Source organism: Phaeobacter gallaeciensis DSM 26640, assembly GCF_000511385.1.
GTDB lineage: Bacteria > Pseudomonadota > Alphaproteobacteria > Rhodobacterales > Rhodobacteraceae > Phaeobacter > Phaeobacter gallaeciensis.
On the sequence record NC_023137.1, the window covers coordinates 1,294,980 to 1,308,338 of the forward strand.

The window sequence follows — 13,359 nt, forward strand, 5'->3', positions numbered from 1 at the left end:
GATGCGATGGTGGTGCGATTGCCTGTCGGGGCGCTGTGCCCGCAAGAGGGGCCAGCGTGAAGGGGAGAAAAGCGGGCTAGAGTGTCGGCGTCAGCGCCCGGCCCGGATGGTTGAACAGCTGGCCAAAGCCATTGAGGTGATCCGTGATCCCAGCCCGGCGCAGGCAGGACCACATCAGTGCCTGATTGGAGGTGATCACCGGTTTGCCTGCGGCCTGTTCGATCTCCTCCACCACTTCAAGCGTGCGCGTCCCGCTACAAGAGAGGAAAATCGCATCCGCGTCCGGCTGATCGATTTCCAGCGCGAAGTCCTTCCAATAGGCGGGTTCCACCTGACCAAATTCCACACCGGTTTCCAGCTGCAGCCCCTGAATGTCGAGGATATCAAACCTCGCCGCCAGCAGATACTCGGCCTCGGCGGTGTTGACATCATCAAGGTAGGGCGTGCCCACCACGATCTGTTTTGCACCCACTTCACGCAGAGCGTCCATCACACCGGTCACGATGCTCATGGGCTGGGTATAGGGCGCGCCTTTGCGGATCTCACGAAAGACGTTCTCTTCCCGGCAGACGATGGACCCGGAGGTGCAGCAATAGGCAATCACCGCAGGCTTCATGTCAGGTTGCAGCCGCCCGGCCGCATCGGCCATGTGATCGATATGGCGCGCCAGCGTTTCATTGGTGGTGTAGTCATCCGTCCTAAGCCGGGTGATATGCACGCCGACGCCGTCCGGGGCCATGGCGAAGAGATCCGCCTCGCAGGCGAGATCGGTCGACATCAGAATAAAGCCAAGACTGGCGCGATGGGCCGTGCCCTTGCCCATCAGCGGTGTGCGGGGTTTGGACTGAATGGTTTGACCGGATCTGAACATCAGCGGAGTACGCTCCTGCGTTGGGGTGGATGATTGCCCGGCGATTGTGGCTCAGGGCTGCTCATGTTGATCGAGAACCGCCTTGGCCGCACGGAAACATTCAAGACCCTGCGGCACGCCGCAATAGATGGCAACCGCATGGATGATGGCGCGGATTTCCTCGCGGCTGACGCCATTGTTCAAGGCACCCCGGCAATGCAGTTCCCATTCGTGCATCTTGCCAAGGGCGCCGATCATGGCAAGGTTCATCATCGAGCGGGTCTTGGCATCAATGGTCTCATCGCCCCAGCCAAACCCCCAGCACCAGGCAGTCATCGCTTCCTGAAAGGGGCGAGTAAAGTCATCGGCAGCGGCGAGGTTACGCTCAACATACTCGGCGCCAAGGGTCGCCTTGCGCTGTTCCAGACCTTTCAGGAACAGATCTTCGTCAAAGCTGCTGGTTTGCTGCGCGGCGTCAGATGGGGGGTTGCTCATTCGGGTGGTCCTTCATGGCTCTAACCCTTCGACGATAGCGATCTGCGCGGTGCAGGCGGCCTGTCTGTGGGCGCGGGCGGATTGATATTCGGGAGAGTGGTAGCAGGCGAGGGCGGTTGCCTTGCTGTCGAATTCGATGACGACATGACGCTGATAGGCCGTGCCCTCCAGTGTCTCAGCCGTGCCACCCCGGGCCAGGAACCGCGCGCCATATTTGGCAAAGGCTGCAGGCGCCTGCTGTTGATAGCCGGCATAGCGATCAGGATCGGTGACCGTGACAAAGGCGATCCAATATCCTTTAGCCATCGTGCGTCTCTCCGGTTGTCGGCGCGGGGTCTTTCAGGAATCGCTGCGCAGTTTGGGCCGCGTCGGCAATATGGGCCTCAACCGCCTTGCGCGCCCTGTCCGGGTCTCGGCTGAGAATGGCATCATGGATCGCGGTCATATGGCTCATCCCGGAGGTTTCGCGGTCTTTTGCGGCGATGGTTAAGGCCCGCAACCGACTGATCCGCCCATTCAGGCGCTGCACAATGTCCCAGGCAATGCTGTGGCCCGCCTCCATAAAGATTAGCTGATAAAAATCGGTGGTAGCACGCAATAGGTTCCCCCATTCGGTGTCTGTCATCGATGCCTCAACTTCGGCAAGCGCCCGGCTGAGTGAACCGGCAAATTCGGGACCTTGGGCAGCGGCGCAGACTGCTGCGGCTGAGCTTTCCAATTGGCGGCGCACATCATAGATCTGCTGTGCCTGACCCCAGGACAGCCGCGCGACCACCGGTCCGCGATTGGGGATGATCTCGACCAGCCCCTCGGCCTCCAGATAACGGATGGTTTCGCGCACAACGGTGCGGCTGACGCCCAGTTGGTCGCAGAGGGGACGTTCCACCAGTCGTTCACCGGGCGCAAAATGTCCGTCAATAATGGCTTCGCGCATTCTCTCCTGCACAATATCACGCAGGGTTTGCGGCGCCTTGTCGATTTTGCGGAGCGTGGTCTGAGTGCTGTCCATGGGGTCTGCATAGCAATCGGCTGTGGCTGCGGCAAGTATGATTGACATATCGTATAATGGTATACCATGATACCACAACGCTGCCGATCAGGAGAGTCCCATGCCCGCCGTCATTCGAAAAACGCTGCTTCATGTCGAGAACACGTTGATAGAAGGGGGCAAGGAAGCCGCCAGCCCGCTCACCATGATTGCTGCGATGGCTGTTATTCAGAACCCTTGGGCCGGTCAGGGTTTTGTTGAGGATCTCGGCCCTCAGATCCGGGACTGCGCACCGGGCCTTGGCACGCTGCTGACCGAGATGATCCTGGAGGCGGCAGGTGGCGGCGACCGGGTCGAGGGCTATGGGAAATCCGCGATTGTCGGTCTCAATGGCGAGGTGGAACATGCCTCCGCCCTGATCCACACGCTGCAATTTGGCAATCATTACCGCAACGCGGTGGGGGCGAAATCCTACCTGTCCTTCTGCAACACACGTGGGCCGGCCAATGCGCCGTTGATGATCCCGCTGATGGACAAAAACGATGGCGGCAGGCGGTCGCATTATCTGACCATCCAGACGTCTGTTGCGGATGCGCCCGCCGCGGATGAGATCCTGATTGCGCTTGGCGCCTCCATCGGGGGGCGCCCGCACCACCGGATCGGCGACCGCTATCAGGATTTGAAAGAGCTTGGTCATGACGTTGACAACCCTGCAGCTGTCTGAGGCTGGACGCACGGTCACCCTGCATGATGGCGGGGCGGGTGCGCCGCTGGTTCTGCTGCATGGGGTTGGTATGCAATCCGCAGCCTGGGCACCGCAGATCGAGGATCTGAGCCGCAGCCATAGGGTCATCGCGCTTGATCTGCCGGGGCATGGCGGCAGCGACCCACTGCCTGTGGGGAGTGACTTGCCGGATTTCGTCGCATGGCTGCAAGATGTAGTGCGGGCGCTGGATCTCGGTCCGGTCAACCTAGCGGGTCATTCCATGGGGGCGCTGATTGCGGCGGGTTTTGCGGCCAGCCACCCGGCGTTGACACAGCGCGTGGCGCTGCTGAACGGTGTTTTCTGCCGCACGGCTGAGGCGCGCGCGGCTGTGCTTGCCCGTGCTGCCGAAATCGATGCGGGCCCTGTTGATCTGGCAACGCCGCTGGCCCGCTGGTTCGGCGACAGCGCGACAGATCTTCTCGCCCGGGATCAGGTTGCAGACTGGTTGCGGGCTGTTGATCCGGCAGGCTATGCCACCGCTTATGGGGCCTTTGCGCGGGGCGATGCAACCTATGCCGATCAGCTTGTGGACATCGCCTGTCCGTTTCTCGCCATCACCGGTGATGGTGATCCCAATTCCACTCCGGCCATGGCGCAGGCGATGGCCGCACGGGTGCAGATGGGGCGCGCCATCGTCATCCCCGGCCACCGACATATGGTCAACCTGACCGCGCCGGATGTGGTCGCCGCCCATCTGCGCGACTGGCTGGCCACCCCATTTGAGGAGGGTCCGTCATGACGTCTCTTGATCCGCGCGCCTTACGCCAGGCCTTTGGCAGTTTCATGACCGGTGTAACGGTTGTGACCTCCCATGACCAAAACGGTGCGCCGATTGGCTTTACTGCCAACTCTTTTACGTCTGTCTCGCTTGATCCGCCTCTGGTGCTGGTCTGCCTTGCCAACAGCTCGCGCAACTATGCGGCGCTGGTCAAGGGCGACGGCTTTGCGGTCAACGTATTGGCAGAAACTCAGATCGAGATTTCCAATATATTCGCCCGCCCGGTGGAGGACCGCTTTGCCGGTCTCAATTGGCGGCCCGGCCCCGCTGGATCGCCTCTGATTGATGGCGTTTCGGCATGGTTTGACTGTGCGATGCACAAGACGGTTGAGGCCGGTGATCACGTGATCCTGATCGGAGAGGTCAAAGCCTTTGACGCCAGCACCCATCCGGGGCTTGGCTATGCACGCGGGGCTTATGTCACGGCTGCGACCACTGCAGAACCTGCCGGAACCGGGCCTGATCTCGTGGTCTCCGCCCTGATCGAACGCAACGGAGAGGTGCTGCTGGTCGATGATGGCCAGGGCGGTGCGACCCTACCGGAGGCGCTGGCTGGTCCGGATGGGGCCTCTGCCACGGTGCGCCAGTTGATCGCCGAGACCGGGCTCACGGCAGAGCCGGGCTTTGTCTATTCGGTGTTTGAGGATGTCGCGCGCAAACGCCAGCATATCGCGTTTCTCTGTCAGGCAGGGGCAGGCGTGCCGACGCGCGGAACCTTTGTGCCGCTGGCGCAAGACGGGGTGGCTGAAGCAGGTCTTGAGGACATCAGCGACCCCGCGATCCTGACCATGCTGGAGCGGTTCGCCCGCGAGGCAGCATTAGGGGACTTCGGGATTTATTCCGGCAATCAACGCAGCGGCGAAATCCGCCAGATCGCATAACGGCAGGTGACACATGCGCTTTTCTCTTTTTGTCCATATGGAACGCACCGCGGCGGAACAGGATCAACAAACCCTCTATGACGAGTTCGTCGCGCTGGCCAAGATCGCCGATGAGGGCGGTATGCACGCGGTCTGGACCGGAGAGCATCACGGGATGGATTTCACCATCGCGCCGAACCCGTTTCTGAACCTTGTCGATCTGGCCCGCCAGACCCGAAATGTGCGGTTGGGCACCGGCACGATTATCGCGCCGTTCTGGCACCCGATCCGGCTCGCGGGGGAGGCGGCGATGACCGACCTCATCACCGAGGGGCGGTTGGAGCTTGGTATTGCGCGCGGCGCCTATAATTACGAATACGAACGGATGGTGCCCGGCATGGATGCCTGGGATGCAGGCCAGCGGATGCGGGAGCTGATCCCGGCGATCCAGGGGTTGTGGCGGGGCGACTACGCGCAGGAGGGCACCTATCATTCCTTCCCTGCCACCACGGCCTTGCCCAAGCCGCGACAGGAAAACGGCCCGCCCATCTGGGTCGCTGCACGTGATCCCAACAGCCATGAATTCGCGGTCGCCAATGGCTGCCATGTACAGGTGACCCCGCTGTGGCAGGGGGATGAGGAAATCTCCCGGCTGATGGAGACCTTCAATGCAGCTTGCGCCAAATTTCCGGATGCCCCCCGCCCGGAGATCATGCTGTTGAACCATACCTATATTGCCGCAGATGCCGAAGATGCGCAGCAGGCGTCGGAGGAGATCAACCGGTTTTATTGCTATTTCGGCGCCTGGTTCAAAAACGAGCGCCCGGTGTCGCAGGGGCTGATCGCACCGTTGAGCGAGGCGGAGATCGCTGCCCATCCGTTCTATTCGCCAGAGGCCATGCTGCGTGACAATGTGATCGCCACGGCTGAGAATGCGATTGCCCGGATCCGGAGCTATGAGGCGCTGGGATATGATGAATATAGTTTCTGGATCGACAGTGGGATGAGCTTTGAGCGCAAGAAAGCTTCGCTTGAGCGGTTCATCCGCGATGTCATGCCAGCCTTTGCCTGAGGGGAAAACCATGCAGCAGTTCCAGCAGTATATCGGTGGTGAGTTCTCGGACGGTTCCGCCCGTTTTGAGAGCCGCGATCCTGCAACCGGCACGCCCTGGGCGATGATGCCGGAGGCCCGCGCCGCAGATGTGGAGGCCGCCGTCGCTGCCGCCCGCGCCGCCTTTCTGGCCCCAGAGTGGGCTGGGATGACCGCTTCCGCTCGCGGGCGGCTGCTGGCGCGTCTGGCGGATCTGATCGCCGAGAATGCCGATACGCTGGCGCGGCTTGAGACGCGCGACACTGGCAAGATCATCCGCGAAACCTCCGCCCAGATCGCCTATGTGGCTGAGTATTATCGTTATTACGCTGGCCTTGCGGACAAGATCGAAGGCGCCCATCTGCCGATTGATAAACCCGATATGGAGGTCTGGCTGCGCCGTGAACCGCTTGGGGTGGTGGCAGCTGTGGTGCCGTGGAATTCGCAGCTGTTTCTGGCGGCAGTGAAAGTCGGCCCGGCACTGGCAGCAGGCTGTACGGTGGTGCTGAAGGCGTCTGAGGACGGTCCCGCACCGCTCTTGGAATTTGCCCGGATCTTTGATCAGGCCGGGTTTCCACCGGGGGTTTTGAACGTCCTAACCGGATTTGGTCCCGATTGCGGCGCGGTGCTGACCTCTCATCCCGGGATTGATCACGTGGCCTTTACCGGTGGGCCGGAAACGGCGCGCCATGTGGTGCGCAATTCCGCCGAAAACCTCGCGTCCACCTCTCTGGAGCTGGGCGGGAAATCCCCCTTCATCGTGTTTGAAGACGCAGATATCGACAGCGCCGTCAACGCGCAGGTTTCCGGGATTTTCGCCGCGACAGGACAAAGCTGCGTGGCCGGGTCACGGCTGATCATTTCGAACGAGATCAAGGATGCCTTCCTGCAACGTCTCACAGAGAAAGCCAAAAGCGCTCGGATCGGTGCGCCGGATCTGCCAGAGACCGAGATTGGCCCGCTGTGCACCCGCGCGCAGCTCAGCCGGGCCGAGGATCTGATTGCGGCCTCCCTGTCTGCCGGGGCGCAGCTTGTCACAGGCGGTCAGCAGCTGGAGCGGGAGGGATATTTCTTCCCGCCGACCATCCTTGATTGCTCCGACGCAGCGGAGGCGCCTTGTTTGCGGGAGGAATTCTTTGGTCCGGTTCTGTCGGTGCGCGGGTTCGATACCGAGGCCGAGGCGCTGGCACTGGCCAATGACACTGCCCATGGTCTGGCCTCCGGCGTCTTCACCCGAGATCTCACCCGCGCGCATCGAATGATCCGGGGCATTCGGGCGGGGATTGTCTGGGTCAATACCTATCGTGCTGTCAGCCCGATTGCGCCCTTCGGCGGGCAGGGGCTGTCCGGGCATGGGCGTGAGGGGGGGCTTCAGGCTGCGCTGGACTATACAAGGGTCAAAACGGTCTGGCTGCGCACCAGCGATGATCCGATCCCGGATCCTTTTGTGATGCGGTGATCGCCAGAAGACTAACCATCAGGCGCGCGCTGACAGGGCCATTTGGTGGTACGGCAGGCTGCGCCCGAGGGTCAACCTCGGCGCAGCCGTATCGCGATCATTGGGGGCGAATGTCGCTGGCCATCTGGCGGCCGTCGCGCCCTTCGGTCATCTCGAAATCAACTTTTTGATTATCCGCCAGGCCGGTCAGCCCTGACCGTTCAACCTGTGAGATGTGCACAAACACATCTTTGCCGCCGCCTTCCGGCTCGATAAAGCCATAGCCCTTGGTTGTATTGAACCATTTCACGGTGCCACTCGCCATGTTCCCGTGTCTCCTTCCTTCTAGTGAGCTGCCATGAACACACGATAATTTCATGTTTCAGGGCAACATGATCGGTTCCGCCGCAGTGTGCAGACAGAACAGGTCGGGGGAATTGTCCTGACCCGGTTTTAACTTTTGCACGGACCATGTAAAAATCAAGCAAAACAGCGTGGCTCTACCATAAATTGTGCTGAGCCACCCCCTCGGGAAAGGAAAAAACGTGCAACTCTATGGATTGAAGACCTGTGACACCTGCCGCAAGGCGCTGAAACAGCTGCCGGAGGCGCAGCTGGTCGATGTGCGCGCCGATGGTGTGCCGGACGCGGTTCTCACAGAGGCGCTGGCGCAGTTTGGCGATCGTCTGGTCAATAGCCGCTCCACCACATGGCGCGGGTTGAGCGAGGCGGAACGCGCGACGGATCCCCTGGAGTTGCTCAAGGCCCATCCGGCGCTGATGAAGCGCCCGCTGATCCAGTCCGGTCCTGATCTGAACAGCGATCTGCACCTCGGCTGGGATGCAAAAACCAAGGCCGCCCTTGGCGTTGAGGGCTAGCATCCCCATGTCAGTCCTGCACTGACGGAGGAGAGCAGGAATGCGCAATGCAGCGCTGGTACTGGGCATCGTGGCCGGTTTGATTGGTATGGTGGTGGGGTTTGCAGGCTATGGCTACACCGCCGCAGTAGAGTATTTTGGCGAGGTCGACGGGATTGCCCAGCAGGTCGAGAATGTTGATCAGCTGCGGCTCTTGGCGGTGATCTCGCCGATACTGGCACTGGCGGGCGGCGCGATGGCGATCTCCCGCGCGCTGTGGGGCGGGGTGCTGCTGCTTGCGTCGGCTGCAGGGCTATATGCCGGGTTCGGGTTGAATGTCTTTACCATCTTCCCGATCTCACTGGCGCTTCTGGGCGGGTTACTGGCGTTGGCGGCGGGAAAACCGGATGAGCCGAAAGCGCATTTCTGAACCGACGTGAATAAAGGTCATGAAAAAGGCGCCGCTGCGGATGCAGGGCGCCTTTTTTGGATTCGAAAGCGGACCAGATCAGGCAGTGGCAGGCGCCGTGGCGCGCCGCGCCAGCGCATCCAGTGACAGCGGGCCTGCGCCTTTGAAGACCAGAACCAGCAGCAGGAATGTCCACATAACCCGCTGATCCACCAGACCAATGGCATTGTCAAAAAGACTGCCCAGTTTGACGCCATGGCCGGTCACATCGACGATGGTCTGCACCCAAATAAAGCCAATGGTGCCAAGGGCGGCCAGCCGGGTGAGCAACCCGACCAGGATCAGTGCAGGCAGAACATATTCTGCCACCGTCCCGGCAAAGATCACCAGTCGCTGAAAGATATTGAGCTGGGAGACATCATAGAGCACGGCCTCAGCCGCATGGGGGAAGATCTGGCCGAAGGCCCCGGCGGAGGGCGAGAAGATCGACCCATCCGTCTTCAGCCCGGCGGAGTTCCAGTAGTAAACCAACAGGACCGCCGCAAAAACCAGCCGCGCCAGGGTTGGGACGATGAACGCCGACAATCTGTCGGCCCTGCCGGTGAGAGAGGTGTAGGAGGAAACAAGCGCGTGCATCGGTTATCCTTTGCGATCTAGGTCAATGATTGCACCGCCTTGCAGCAACAGGGCGAGCGGGTGTGAGAGGTCGAAATCCGGGTGGTCGGCCTGAACCTCGGTCAGGGCCTCTTCCAGTGTGGCCCCGTGGGTAAGGGCGGTGATCCAGTCCGCGCCGCCTGCTGGCAGTTCGTGCAGAACGGGATCGAATTCCGGCCGCGTGATCAACACATCCTGCGCCATATGCCGGGGCTTGGGCGCGCCCTCTTCGGTGTTGAATCGCCAGATGTCATAGATCGGCCAGGGCGAGCGCAGCAGGGCCACGGCGGGGGCCAGCGTCAGCCCGGTGGCCATCAGTTGCTCAGGAGCAAGCGCGCCCAGACGCGCCGGGTCAACCGCTGTGGCGTCCGCCGCGTGATACGCCCGGCGCAGGGCGAGGTCGAGCCGCGCGGCATCCGGCAGATAGCCGAGATGTTTCAACTGCTCCATCCCGGCGAGAAACTCCGGGAATTCCGCCCCGTAGTGCATCATCAACGGCGAGGAGGGCGGATGGGCACGCAGGTACAGACCCGCCAGCCCGTCGAGGTTCTGCTTGCCCAGAAGCTTTGCGATCAGGGGAAAGGCGCTGTGCATTGCCTCCGTCAGGGAAACGGCGATATTGTTGCGATAGACGCTGAAGCGGCGCCCGGCAGGCCCGCCGGTCGCATCCAGCAGCCCCTCCGGCACCGGCTGCGCCGCGTCCATCATGGCGCGTGTGAATTCTGTCTGGCTCACGCTCATACCGGGACGCGCTCCAACGCGGTTGTGGCGCGGGTGGCCTCGGCGGCCAGCACGGGCCAGTCGGGCACATCGGTGTCCCATTCAACCAGCACAGGTTTGGGGCCGGATTTGGCCAGCGTATAATCCAGCAGCGCCCATACCGGATCGACAACTTCCGCGCCGTGGCTGTCGATCAACAGCGGTTTGCCGTGGTCGTCCTCATCCTCATCATGGCCGCCAAGGTGGATTTCCCCCACCTGATCGAGCGCGAAGGCATCGATATAGCCCTGAGGCGAGAAGTCGAGATTGGTGGCGGAGACAAAGACATTGTTCACATCCAGCAGCAGCCCGCAGCCGCTGCGGCGGGTGATCTCGGCCAGAAACTCTGGTTCTGACCATGTGCTTTCGGCAAAGGCCAGATAGCTGGAGGGGTTTTCCAAGAGCATCCGTCGACCGATGGTGTCCTGCACCTGATTGATATGATCACAGACCCGTGCCAGCGTCACATCCGTATAGGGCAGCGGCAACAGGTCGTTGTAGAAATGGCTGTCATGGGTGGACCAGGCGAGATGTTCGGAGAAACTCGCCGGGTTGAGCCAGCCTACCAGATGTTTCAGCCGCGCCAGATGGTCGGCGTCCAATGGCCCTTCGCCGCCGATGGAAAGGCCGACGCCATGAACGGAGATGGCAAACTGTTCGCAGAGGTGGCGCAGCTGCGCCAGCGGGCGACCACCGTCACCCATGTAGTTTTCGGCGTGGATTTCCAGCCATTTGACCGGGCCGGCATCCGCAAGGATATCGGCAAAATGTTGCGGCTTGTAGCCAACACCGGCTGCGGCGGGCAGGGAAGGGGCGGCGTCCAGCATGGCGGGTCCTCTGATCCGGTTACAAAAAGGGCGGGAGACTCCCCCCGCCCTCAGCCTTAAGTCTTTGCTTATGCAGGCAGGTCGCGCTCCAGCGGCTCCAGCGAACCTTTGCGGTCGCTGCCATCGGCCATTGCGGGCAGGTCCATGCCCTCGCAGCTGCCGGCATCCACGAGGGTCCAGGCATTGCCCTGATAGTCGACGGTCGAGGTGCCTGCGCAGGTGGTGCCGGGACCGGCAGCGCAGTCGTTTTGACCGGCGAGGGAGACGCCATAGCATTTCTCTTTGGACTGGGCAGCAGCCGGGGTGACCACGGCAGAGGTCAGCGCAGCAGCAACAGCACCAGCGACGGCGAGGGATTTTGCAGTGTTGGACATTGGTGTCTTCCTTCTTTGGGATTTGATTGCGTGGGCGGTGTTACAAGTCAGACATTAGCTCAGGCAGCGAAGCCTTTGAATTCACGAGCCTGTGTCTCACGCGGGCGTCAGCAGCTGTGACCGTATATTACAACCTTCTGGCTGCCGAACCCTTAAAACCATGCGCAAAAAGAAACCGGCCCCGCAAGTGGGGGCCGGTAAATCGGTAAAGATCAGCGAAACACTGCAGAAATGTTACAGAAGATCCGGCGGCGTTGCCTCAACCGCCAGGGCTTTTGTTACAGCGTCCAGCGCTTCGACTTTGGTCTGTTTCTCGCCCAGACGCCGGACAGAGACAGTGCGCTCTTCAACTTCGCGGTGACCAACAGCCAGAATGACCGGCACCTTGCCCACGGAATGCTCGCGGACCTTGTAGTTGATCTTCTCGTTGCGGATATCCGCCTCGGCCCGCACGCCGGCGGCGCGCAGGGTCTCAACCACTTCGTTCACATAGTCATCCGCGTCCGATGTGATGGAGGCGACAACCACCTGACGCGGCGCCAGCCAGAACGGCAGCTTGCCTGCGTGTTCTTCGATCAGAATGCCGATGAAGCGTTCGAAACTGCCAAGGGTGGCGCGGTGCAGCATGAACGGGCGGTGCTTGCTGCCGTCCTGACCAATGAAATTCGCATCCAGACGTTCCGGCAGGTTAGGATCCACCTGCAGGGTGCCGCACTGCCAGTTCCGCCCGATCGCGTCGGTCAGGGTGAACTCCAGCTTGGGACCGTAGAAGGCACCTTCGCCCTCCAGCAGCTCATACTCATAGCCCGCCGCCTTGCAGGCATCGCCAAGCGCCTTCTCCACCAAATCCCAGCTTTCATCCGAACCGATCCGCTTTTCCGGGCGGGTCGAGAGTTTGATGGTCCAGTCATGGAAGCCAAGATCGGCATAGACCTTGGACAGGAAGGCGATGAACTTGGCGGTTTCAGATTCGATCTGGTCTTCGGCGCAGAAGATATGGCCATCGTCCTGAGTGAACCCACGCACCCGCATGATGCCATGCAGCGCGCCCGAGGGCTCATAGCGCGCGCAGGAGCCGAATTCGGCCATGCGCAGCGGCAGATCGCGGTAGGATTTCAGACCCTGATTGAACACCTGAACATGACAGGGGCAGTTCATCGGCTTCAGCGCGTTCACGGCCTTTTCACGGGCGTGATCCTCGTCCACTTCAACGATGAACATGTTCTCTTGGTATTTGTCCCAGTGACCTGAGGCCTCCCACAGTTTGCGGTCCACCACCTGTGGGGTGTTCACCTCAACATAGCCGTCACGGTCCTGCATGCGGCGCATGTAGTCCTGAAGTGTGGTGTAGATTTTCCAGCCATTGGGGTGCCAGAAGATCTGGCCGGGGGCTTCTTCCTGCATGTGGAAGAGGTTCATCTCACGGCCCAGCTTGCGGTGGTCACGCTTGGCGGCCTCTTCCAGCATGTGGAGATGGGCTTTCAGCTTCTCCTTGCCAGTGAAGGCAACGCCATAGATCCGCTGCAGCATGGCGCGGTCGCTGTCGCCGCGCCAATAGGCGCCCGCGATGGACATCAGCTTGAAGGCATCGCCCGGCAGCTGGCCAGTGTGCTGCAGGTGCGGGCCACGGCAAAGGTCCTGCCAGTCGCCATGCCAGTACATCCGCAGCGGTTCATCGCCGGGGATGCTTTCAATCAGCTCGACCTTATAGGGTTCGTTGTTATCGGTGTAATGCTGGATCGCACGGTCGCGTTCCCAGACCTCGGTCCGGACCGCATCCCGTTTGTTGATGATCTCTTTCATCTTCTTTTCGATGGTGCCGAGATCTTCCGGGGTGAAGGGCTCCGCGCGATCAAAGTCGTAATACCAGCCGTTGTCGATCACCGGGCCGATGGTGACCTTGGTGTCGGGCCAGATCTCCTGCACCGCACGCGCCATCACATGGGCCAGATCGTGACGGATCAGCTCGTTGGCCTGCTCTTCGTCCTTCATGGTGTGAAGCGCGATGGAGGCGTCGGTGTCAATCGGCCACTGCAGATCCCAATGCGCACCGTTCACGGTGGCGGAGATCGCTTTTTTGCCAAGCGAGGTGGAAATGGAGGCTGCGACCTCAGCAGGGGTGATGCCTGCGTCATAGGATCGTGCATTGCCATCGGGGAAGGTGAGAGAGATTTGGGCCATTGTCTGGCTGCTCCTCGTCGGTTTGGCGCCCAC

17 protein-coding genes are annotated in these 13,359 nt (G+C 61.2%); 7 read left to right on the forward strand and 10 right to left on the reverse strand.

The window, feature by feature from the left end; genetic code table 11:
* Positions 1-76: 76 nt before the first annotated feature.
* From GAL_RS06270 to GAL_RS06285, 4 genes are read right to left on the reverse strand one after another with little or no spacing between them, the layout of a single operon-like run.
* A complete protein-coding gene (locus GAL_RS06270) occupies positions 77-871 on the reverse strand; it encodes a maleate cis-trans isomerase family protein (protein ID WP_024096745.1) in 795 nt (264 codons plus the stop codon).
* Between the two features lie 51 nt (positions 872-922).
* Complete coding sequence (locus GAL_RS06275) at positions 923-1,345, reverse strand: carboxymuconolactone decarboxylase family protein (protein ID WP_024096746.1); 423 nt, start codon at positions 1,343-1,345, stop codon at positions 923-925.
* Positions 1,346-1,357: 12 nt separating this feature from the next.
* Positions 1,358-1,651, reverse strand: a complete 294-nt coding sequence (locus GAL_RS06280) for a DUF1330 domain-containing protein (protein ID WP_024096747.1) — start codon at positions 1,649-1,651, stop codon at positions 1,358-1,360.
* The gene (locus GAL_RS06285; RefSeq protein WP_024096748.1) at positions 1,644-2,354 is read right to left on the reverse strand and encodes a GntR family transcriptional regulator; all 711 of its coding nucleotides are present in this window, start codon (positions 2,352-2,354) and stop codon (positions 1,644-1,646) included. The genes GAL_RS06280 and GAL_RS06285 overlap by 8 nt, the downstream gene beginning before the upstream one ends.
* A gap of 100 nt (positions 2,355-2,454) precedes the next feature.
* On the opposite strand from GAL_RS06285, the gene GAL_RS06290 reads away from it, so the two are divergent.
* The 5 genes from GAL_RS06290 to GAL_RS06310 are packed head-to-tail and all read left to right on the forward strand — an operon-like array spanning position 2,455 to position 7,286.
* A complete protein-coding gene (locus GAL_RS06290; protein WP_024096749.1) occupies positions 2,455-3,057 on the forward strand; it encodes an amino acid synthesis family protein in 603 nt (200 codons plus the stop codon).
* Positions 3,029-3,838 (forward strand): alpha/beta fold hydrolase, encoded by an 810-nt coding sequence (locus tag GAL_RS06295; protein ID WP_024096750.1) that lies wholly within the window; start codon positions 3,029-3,031, stop codon positions 3,836-3,838. The genes GAL_RS06290 and GAL_RS06295 overlap by 29 nt, the downstream gene beginning before the upstream one ends.
* On the forward strand, positions 3,835-4,758 hold the full coding sequence (locus tag GAL_RS06300; protein WP_024096751.1) for a flavin reductase: 924 nt from the start codon (positions 3,835-3,837) through the stop codon (positions 4,756-4,758). The genes GAL_RS06295 and GAL_RS06300 overlap by 4 nt, the downstream gene beginning before the upstream one ends.
* Positions 4,759-4,771: 13 nt before the next feature.
* Entirely contained in the window at positions 4,772-5,809 is a 1,038-nt protein-coding gene (locus GAL_RS06305) for an LLM class flavin-dependent oxidoreductase (protein WP_024096752.1), read from the forward strand.
* A gap of 10 nt (positions 5,810-5,819) precedes the next feature.
* Positions 5,820-7,286 carry an aldehyde dehydrogenase gene (locus GAL_RS06310; RefSeq protein ID WP_024096753.1) on the forward strand — a complete coding sequence of 489 codons (1,467 nt, stop codon included), beginning with the start codon at positions 5,820-5,822 and terminating at the stop codon, positions 7,284-7,286.
* Positions 7,287-7,383: 97 nt separating this feature from the next.
* On the opposite strand, the gene GAL_RS06315 is transcribed toward GAL_RS06310, so the two are convergent.
* The gene (locus tag GAL_RS06315; protein WP_014875099.1) at positions 7,384-7,590 is read right to left on the reverse strand and encodes a cold-shock protein; all 207 of its coding nucleotides are present in this window, start codon (positions 7,588-7,590) and stop codon (positions 7,384-7,386) included.
* Between the two features lie 220 nt (positions 7,591-7,810).
* Between GAL_RS06315 and GAL_RS06320 the strand changes: the two genes are divergently transcribed.
* Both GAL_RS06320 and GAL_RS06325 read left to right on the forward strand, forming a co-directional pair.
* Complete coding sequence (locus tag GAL_RS06320; RefSeq protein WP_024096754.1) at positions 7,811-8,143, forward strand: arsenate reductase family protein; 333 nt, start codon at positions 7,811-7,813, stop codon at positions 8,141-8,143.
* A gap of 40 nt (positions 8,144-8,183) precedes the next feature.
* Positions 8,184-8,552, forward strand: a complete 369-nt coding sequence (locus tag GAL_RS06325) for a hypothetical protein (protein WP_024096755.1) — start codon at positions 8,184-8,186, stop codon at positions 8,550-8,552.
* A gap of 78 nt (positions 8,553-8,630) precedes the next feature.
* Here the strand turns inward: GAL_RS06325 and GAL_RS06330 are convergent, their stop codons facing one another.
* The 5 genes from GAL_RS06330 to thrS all read right to left on the reverse strand — a co-directional run bounded on the left by GAL_RS06330 (position 8,631) and on the right by thrS (position 13,326).
* Positions 8,631-9,167 carry a DoxX family protein gene (locus GAL_RS06330; RefSeq protein ID WP_024096756.1) on the reverse strand — a complete coding sequence of 179 codons (537 nt, stop codon included), beginning with the start codon at positions 9,165-9,167 and terminating at the stop codon, positions 8,631-8,633.
* Between the two features lie 3 nt (positions 9,168-9,170).
* Positions 9,171-9,926: an HvfC/BufC N-terminal domain-containing protein gene (locus tag GAL_RS06335; protein WP_024096757.1), complete on the reverse strand. Its 756-nt coding sequence runs from the start codon at positions 9,924-9,926 to the stop codon at positions 9,171-9,173.
* Entirely contained in the window at positions 9,923-10,771 is an 849-nt protein-coding gene (bufB, locus tag GAL_RS06340) for an MNIO family bufferin maturase (RefSeq protein ID WP_024096758.1), read from the reverse strand. Before bufB ends, GAL_RS06335 begins: the two co-directional genes overlap by 4 nt.
* A gap of 68 nt (positions 10,772-10,839) precedes the next feature.
* On the reverse strand, positions 10,840-11,145 hold the full coding sequence (locus tag GAL_RS06345) for a BufA1 family periplasmic bufferin-type metallophore (protein WP_024096759.1): 306 nt from the start codon (positions 11,143-11,145) through the stop codon (positions 10,840-10,842).
* A 234-nt stretch (positions 11,146-11,379) separates the two neighbouring features.
* Positions 11,380-13,326, reverse strand: coding sequence for a threonine--tRNA ligase (thrS, locus tag GAL_RS06350; RefSeq protein WP_024096760.1), 1,947 nt, complete (start codon positions 13,324-13,326; stop codon positions 11,380-11,382).
* Positions 13,327-13,359 lie beyond the last annotated feature (33 nt).

Coding starts and splice junctions, on each gene's coding strand:
- bufB (WP_024096758.1), bottom strand. CDS start 10,771: ATGCTGGACGCCGCCCCTTCCCTGCCCGCCGCAGCCGGTGTTGGCTAC.
- GAL_RS06290 (WP_024096749.1), top strand. CDS start 2,455: ATGCCCGCCGTCATTCGAAAAACGCTGCTTCATGTCGAGAACACGTTG.
- GAL_RS06270 (WP_024096745.1), bottom strand. CDS start 871: ATGTTCAGATCCGGTCAAACCATTCAGTCCAAACCCCGCACACCGCTG.
- GAL_RS06285 (WP_024096748.1), bottom strand. CDS start 2,354: ATGGACAGCACTCAGACCACGCTCCGCAAAATCGACAAGGCGCCGCAA.
- GAL_RS06305 (WP_024096752.1), top strand. CDS start 4,772: ATGCGCTTTTCTCTTTTTGTCCATATGGAACGCACCGCGGCGGAACAG.
- GAL_RS06345 (WP_024096759.1), bottom strand. CDS start 11,145: ATGTCCAACACTGCAAAATCCCTCGCCGTCGCTGGTGCTGTTGCTGCT.
- GAL_RS06310 (WP_024096753.1), top strand. CDS start 5,820: ATGCAGCAGTTCCAGCAGTATATCGGTGGTGAGTTCTCGGACGGTTCC.
- GAL_RS06335 (WP_024096757.1), bottom strand. CDS start 9,926: ATGAGCGTGAGCCAGACAGAATTCACACGCGCCATGATGGACGCGGCG.
- GAL_RS06275 (WP_024096746.1), bottom strand. CDS start 1,345: ATGAGCAACCCCCCATCTGACGCCGCGCAGCAAACCAGCAGCTTTGAC.
- thrS (WP_024096760.1), bottom strand. CDS start 13,326: ATGGCCCAAATCTCTCTCACCTTCCCCGATGGCAATGCACGATCCTAT.
- GAL_RS06300 (WP_024096751.1), top strand. CDS start 3,835: ATGACGTCTCTTGATCCGCGCGCCTTACGCCAGGCCTTTGGCAGTTTC.
- GAL_RS06280 (WP_024096747.1), bottom strand. CDS start 1,651: ATGGCTAAAGGATATTGGATCGCCTTTGTCACGGTCACCGATCCTGAT.
- GAL_RS06315 (WP_014875099.1), bottom strand. CDS start 7,590: ATGGCGAGTGGCACCGTGAAATGGTTCAATACAACCAAGGGCTATGGC.
- GAL_RS06295 (WP_024096750.1), top strand. CDS start 3,029: ATGACGTTGACAACCCTGCAGCTGTCTGAGGCTGGACGCACGGTCACC.
- GAL_RS06325 (WP_024096755.1), top strand. CDS start 8,184: ATGCGCAATGCAGCGCTGGTACTGGGCATCGTGGCCGGTTTGATTGGT.
- GAL_RS06330 (WP_024096756.1), bottom strand. CDS start 9,167: ATGCACGCGCTTGTTTCCTCCTACACCTCTCTCACCGGCAGGGCCGAC.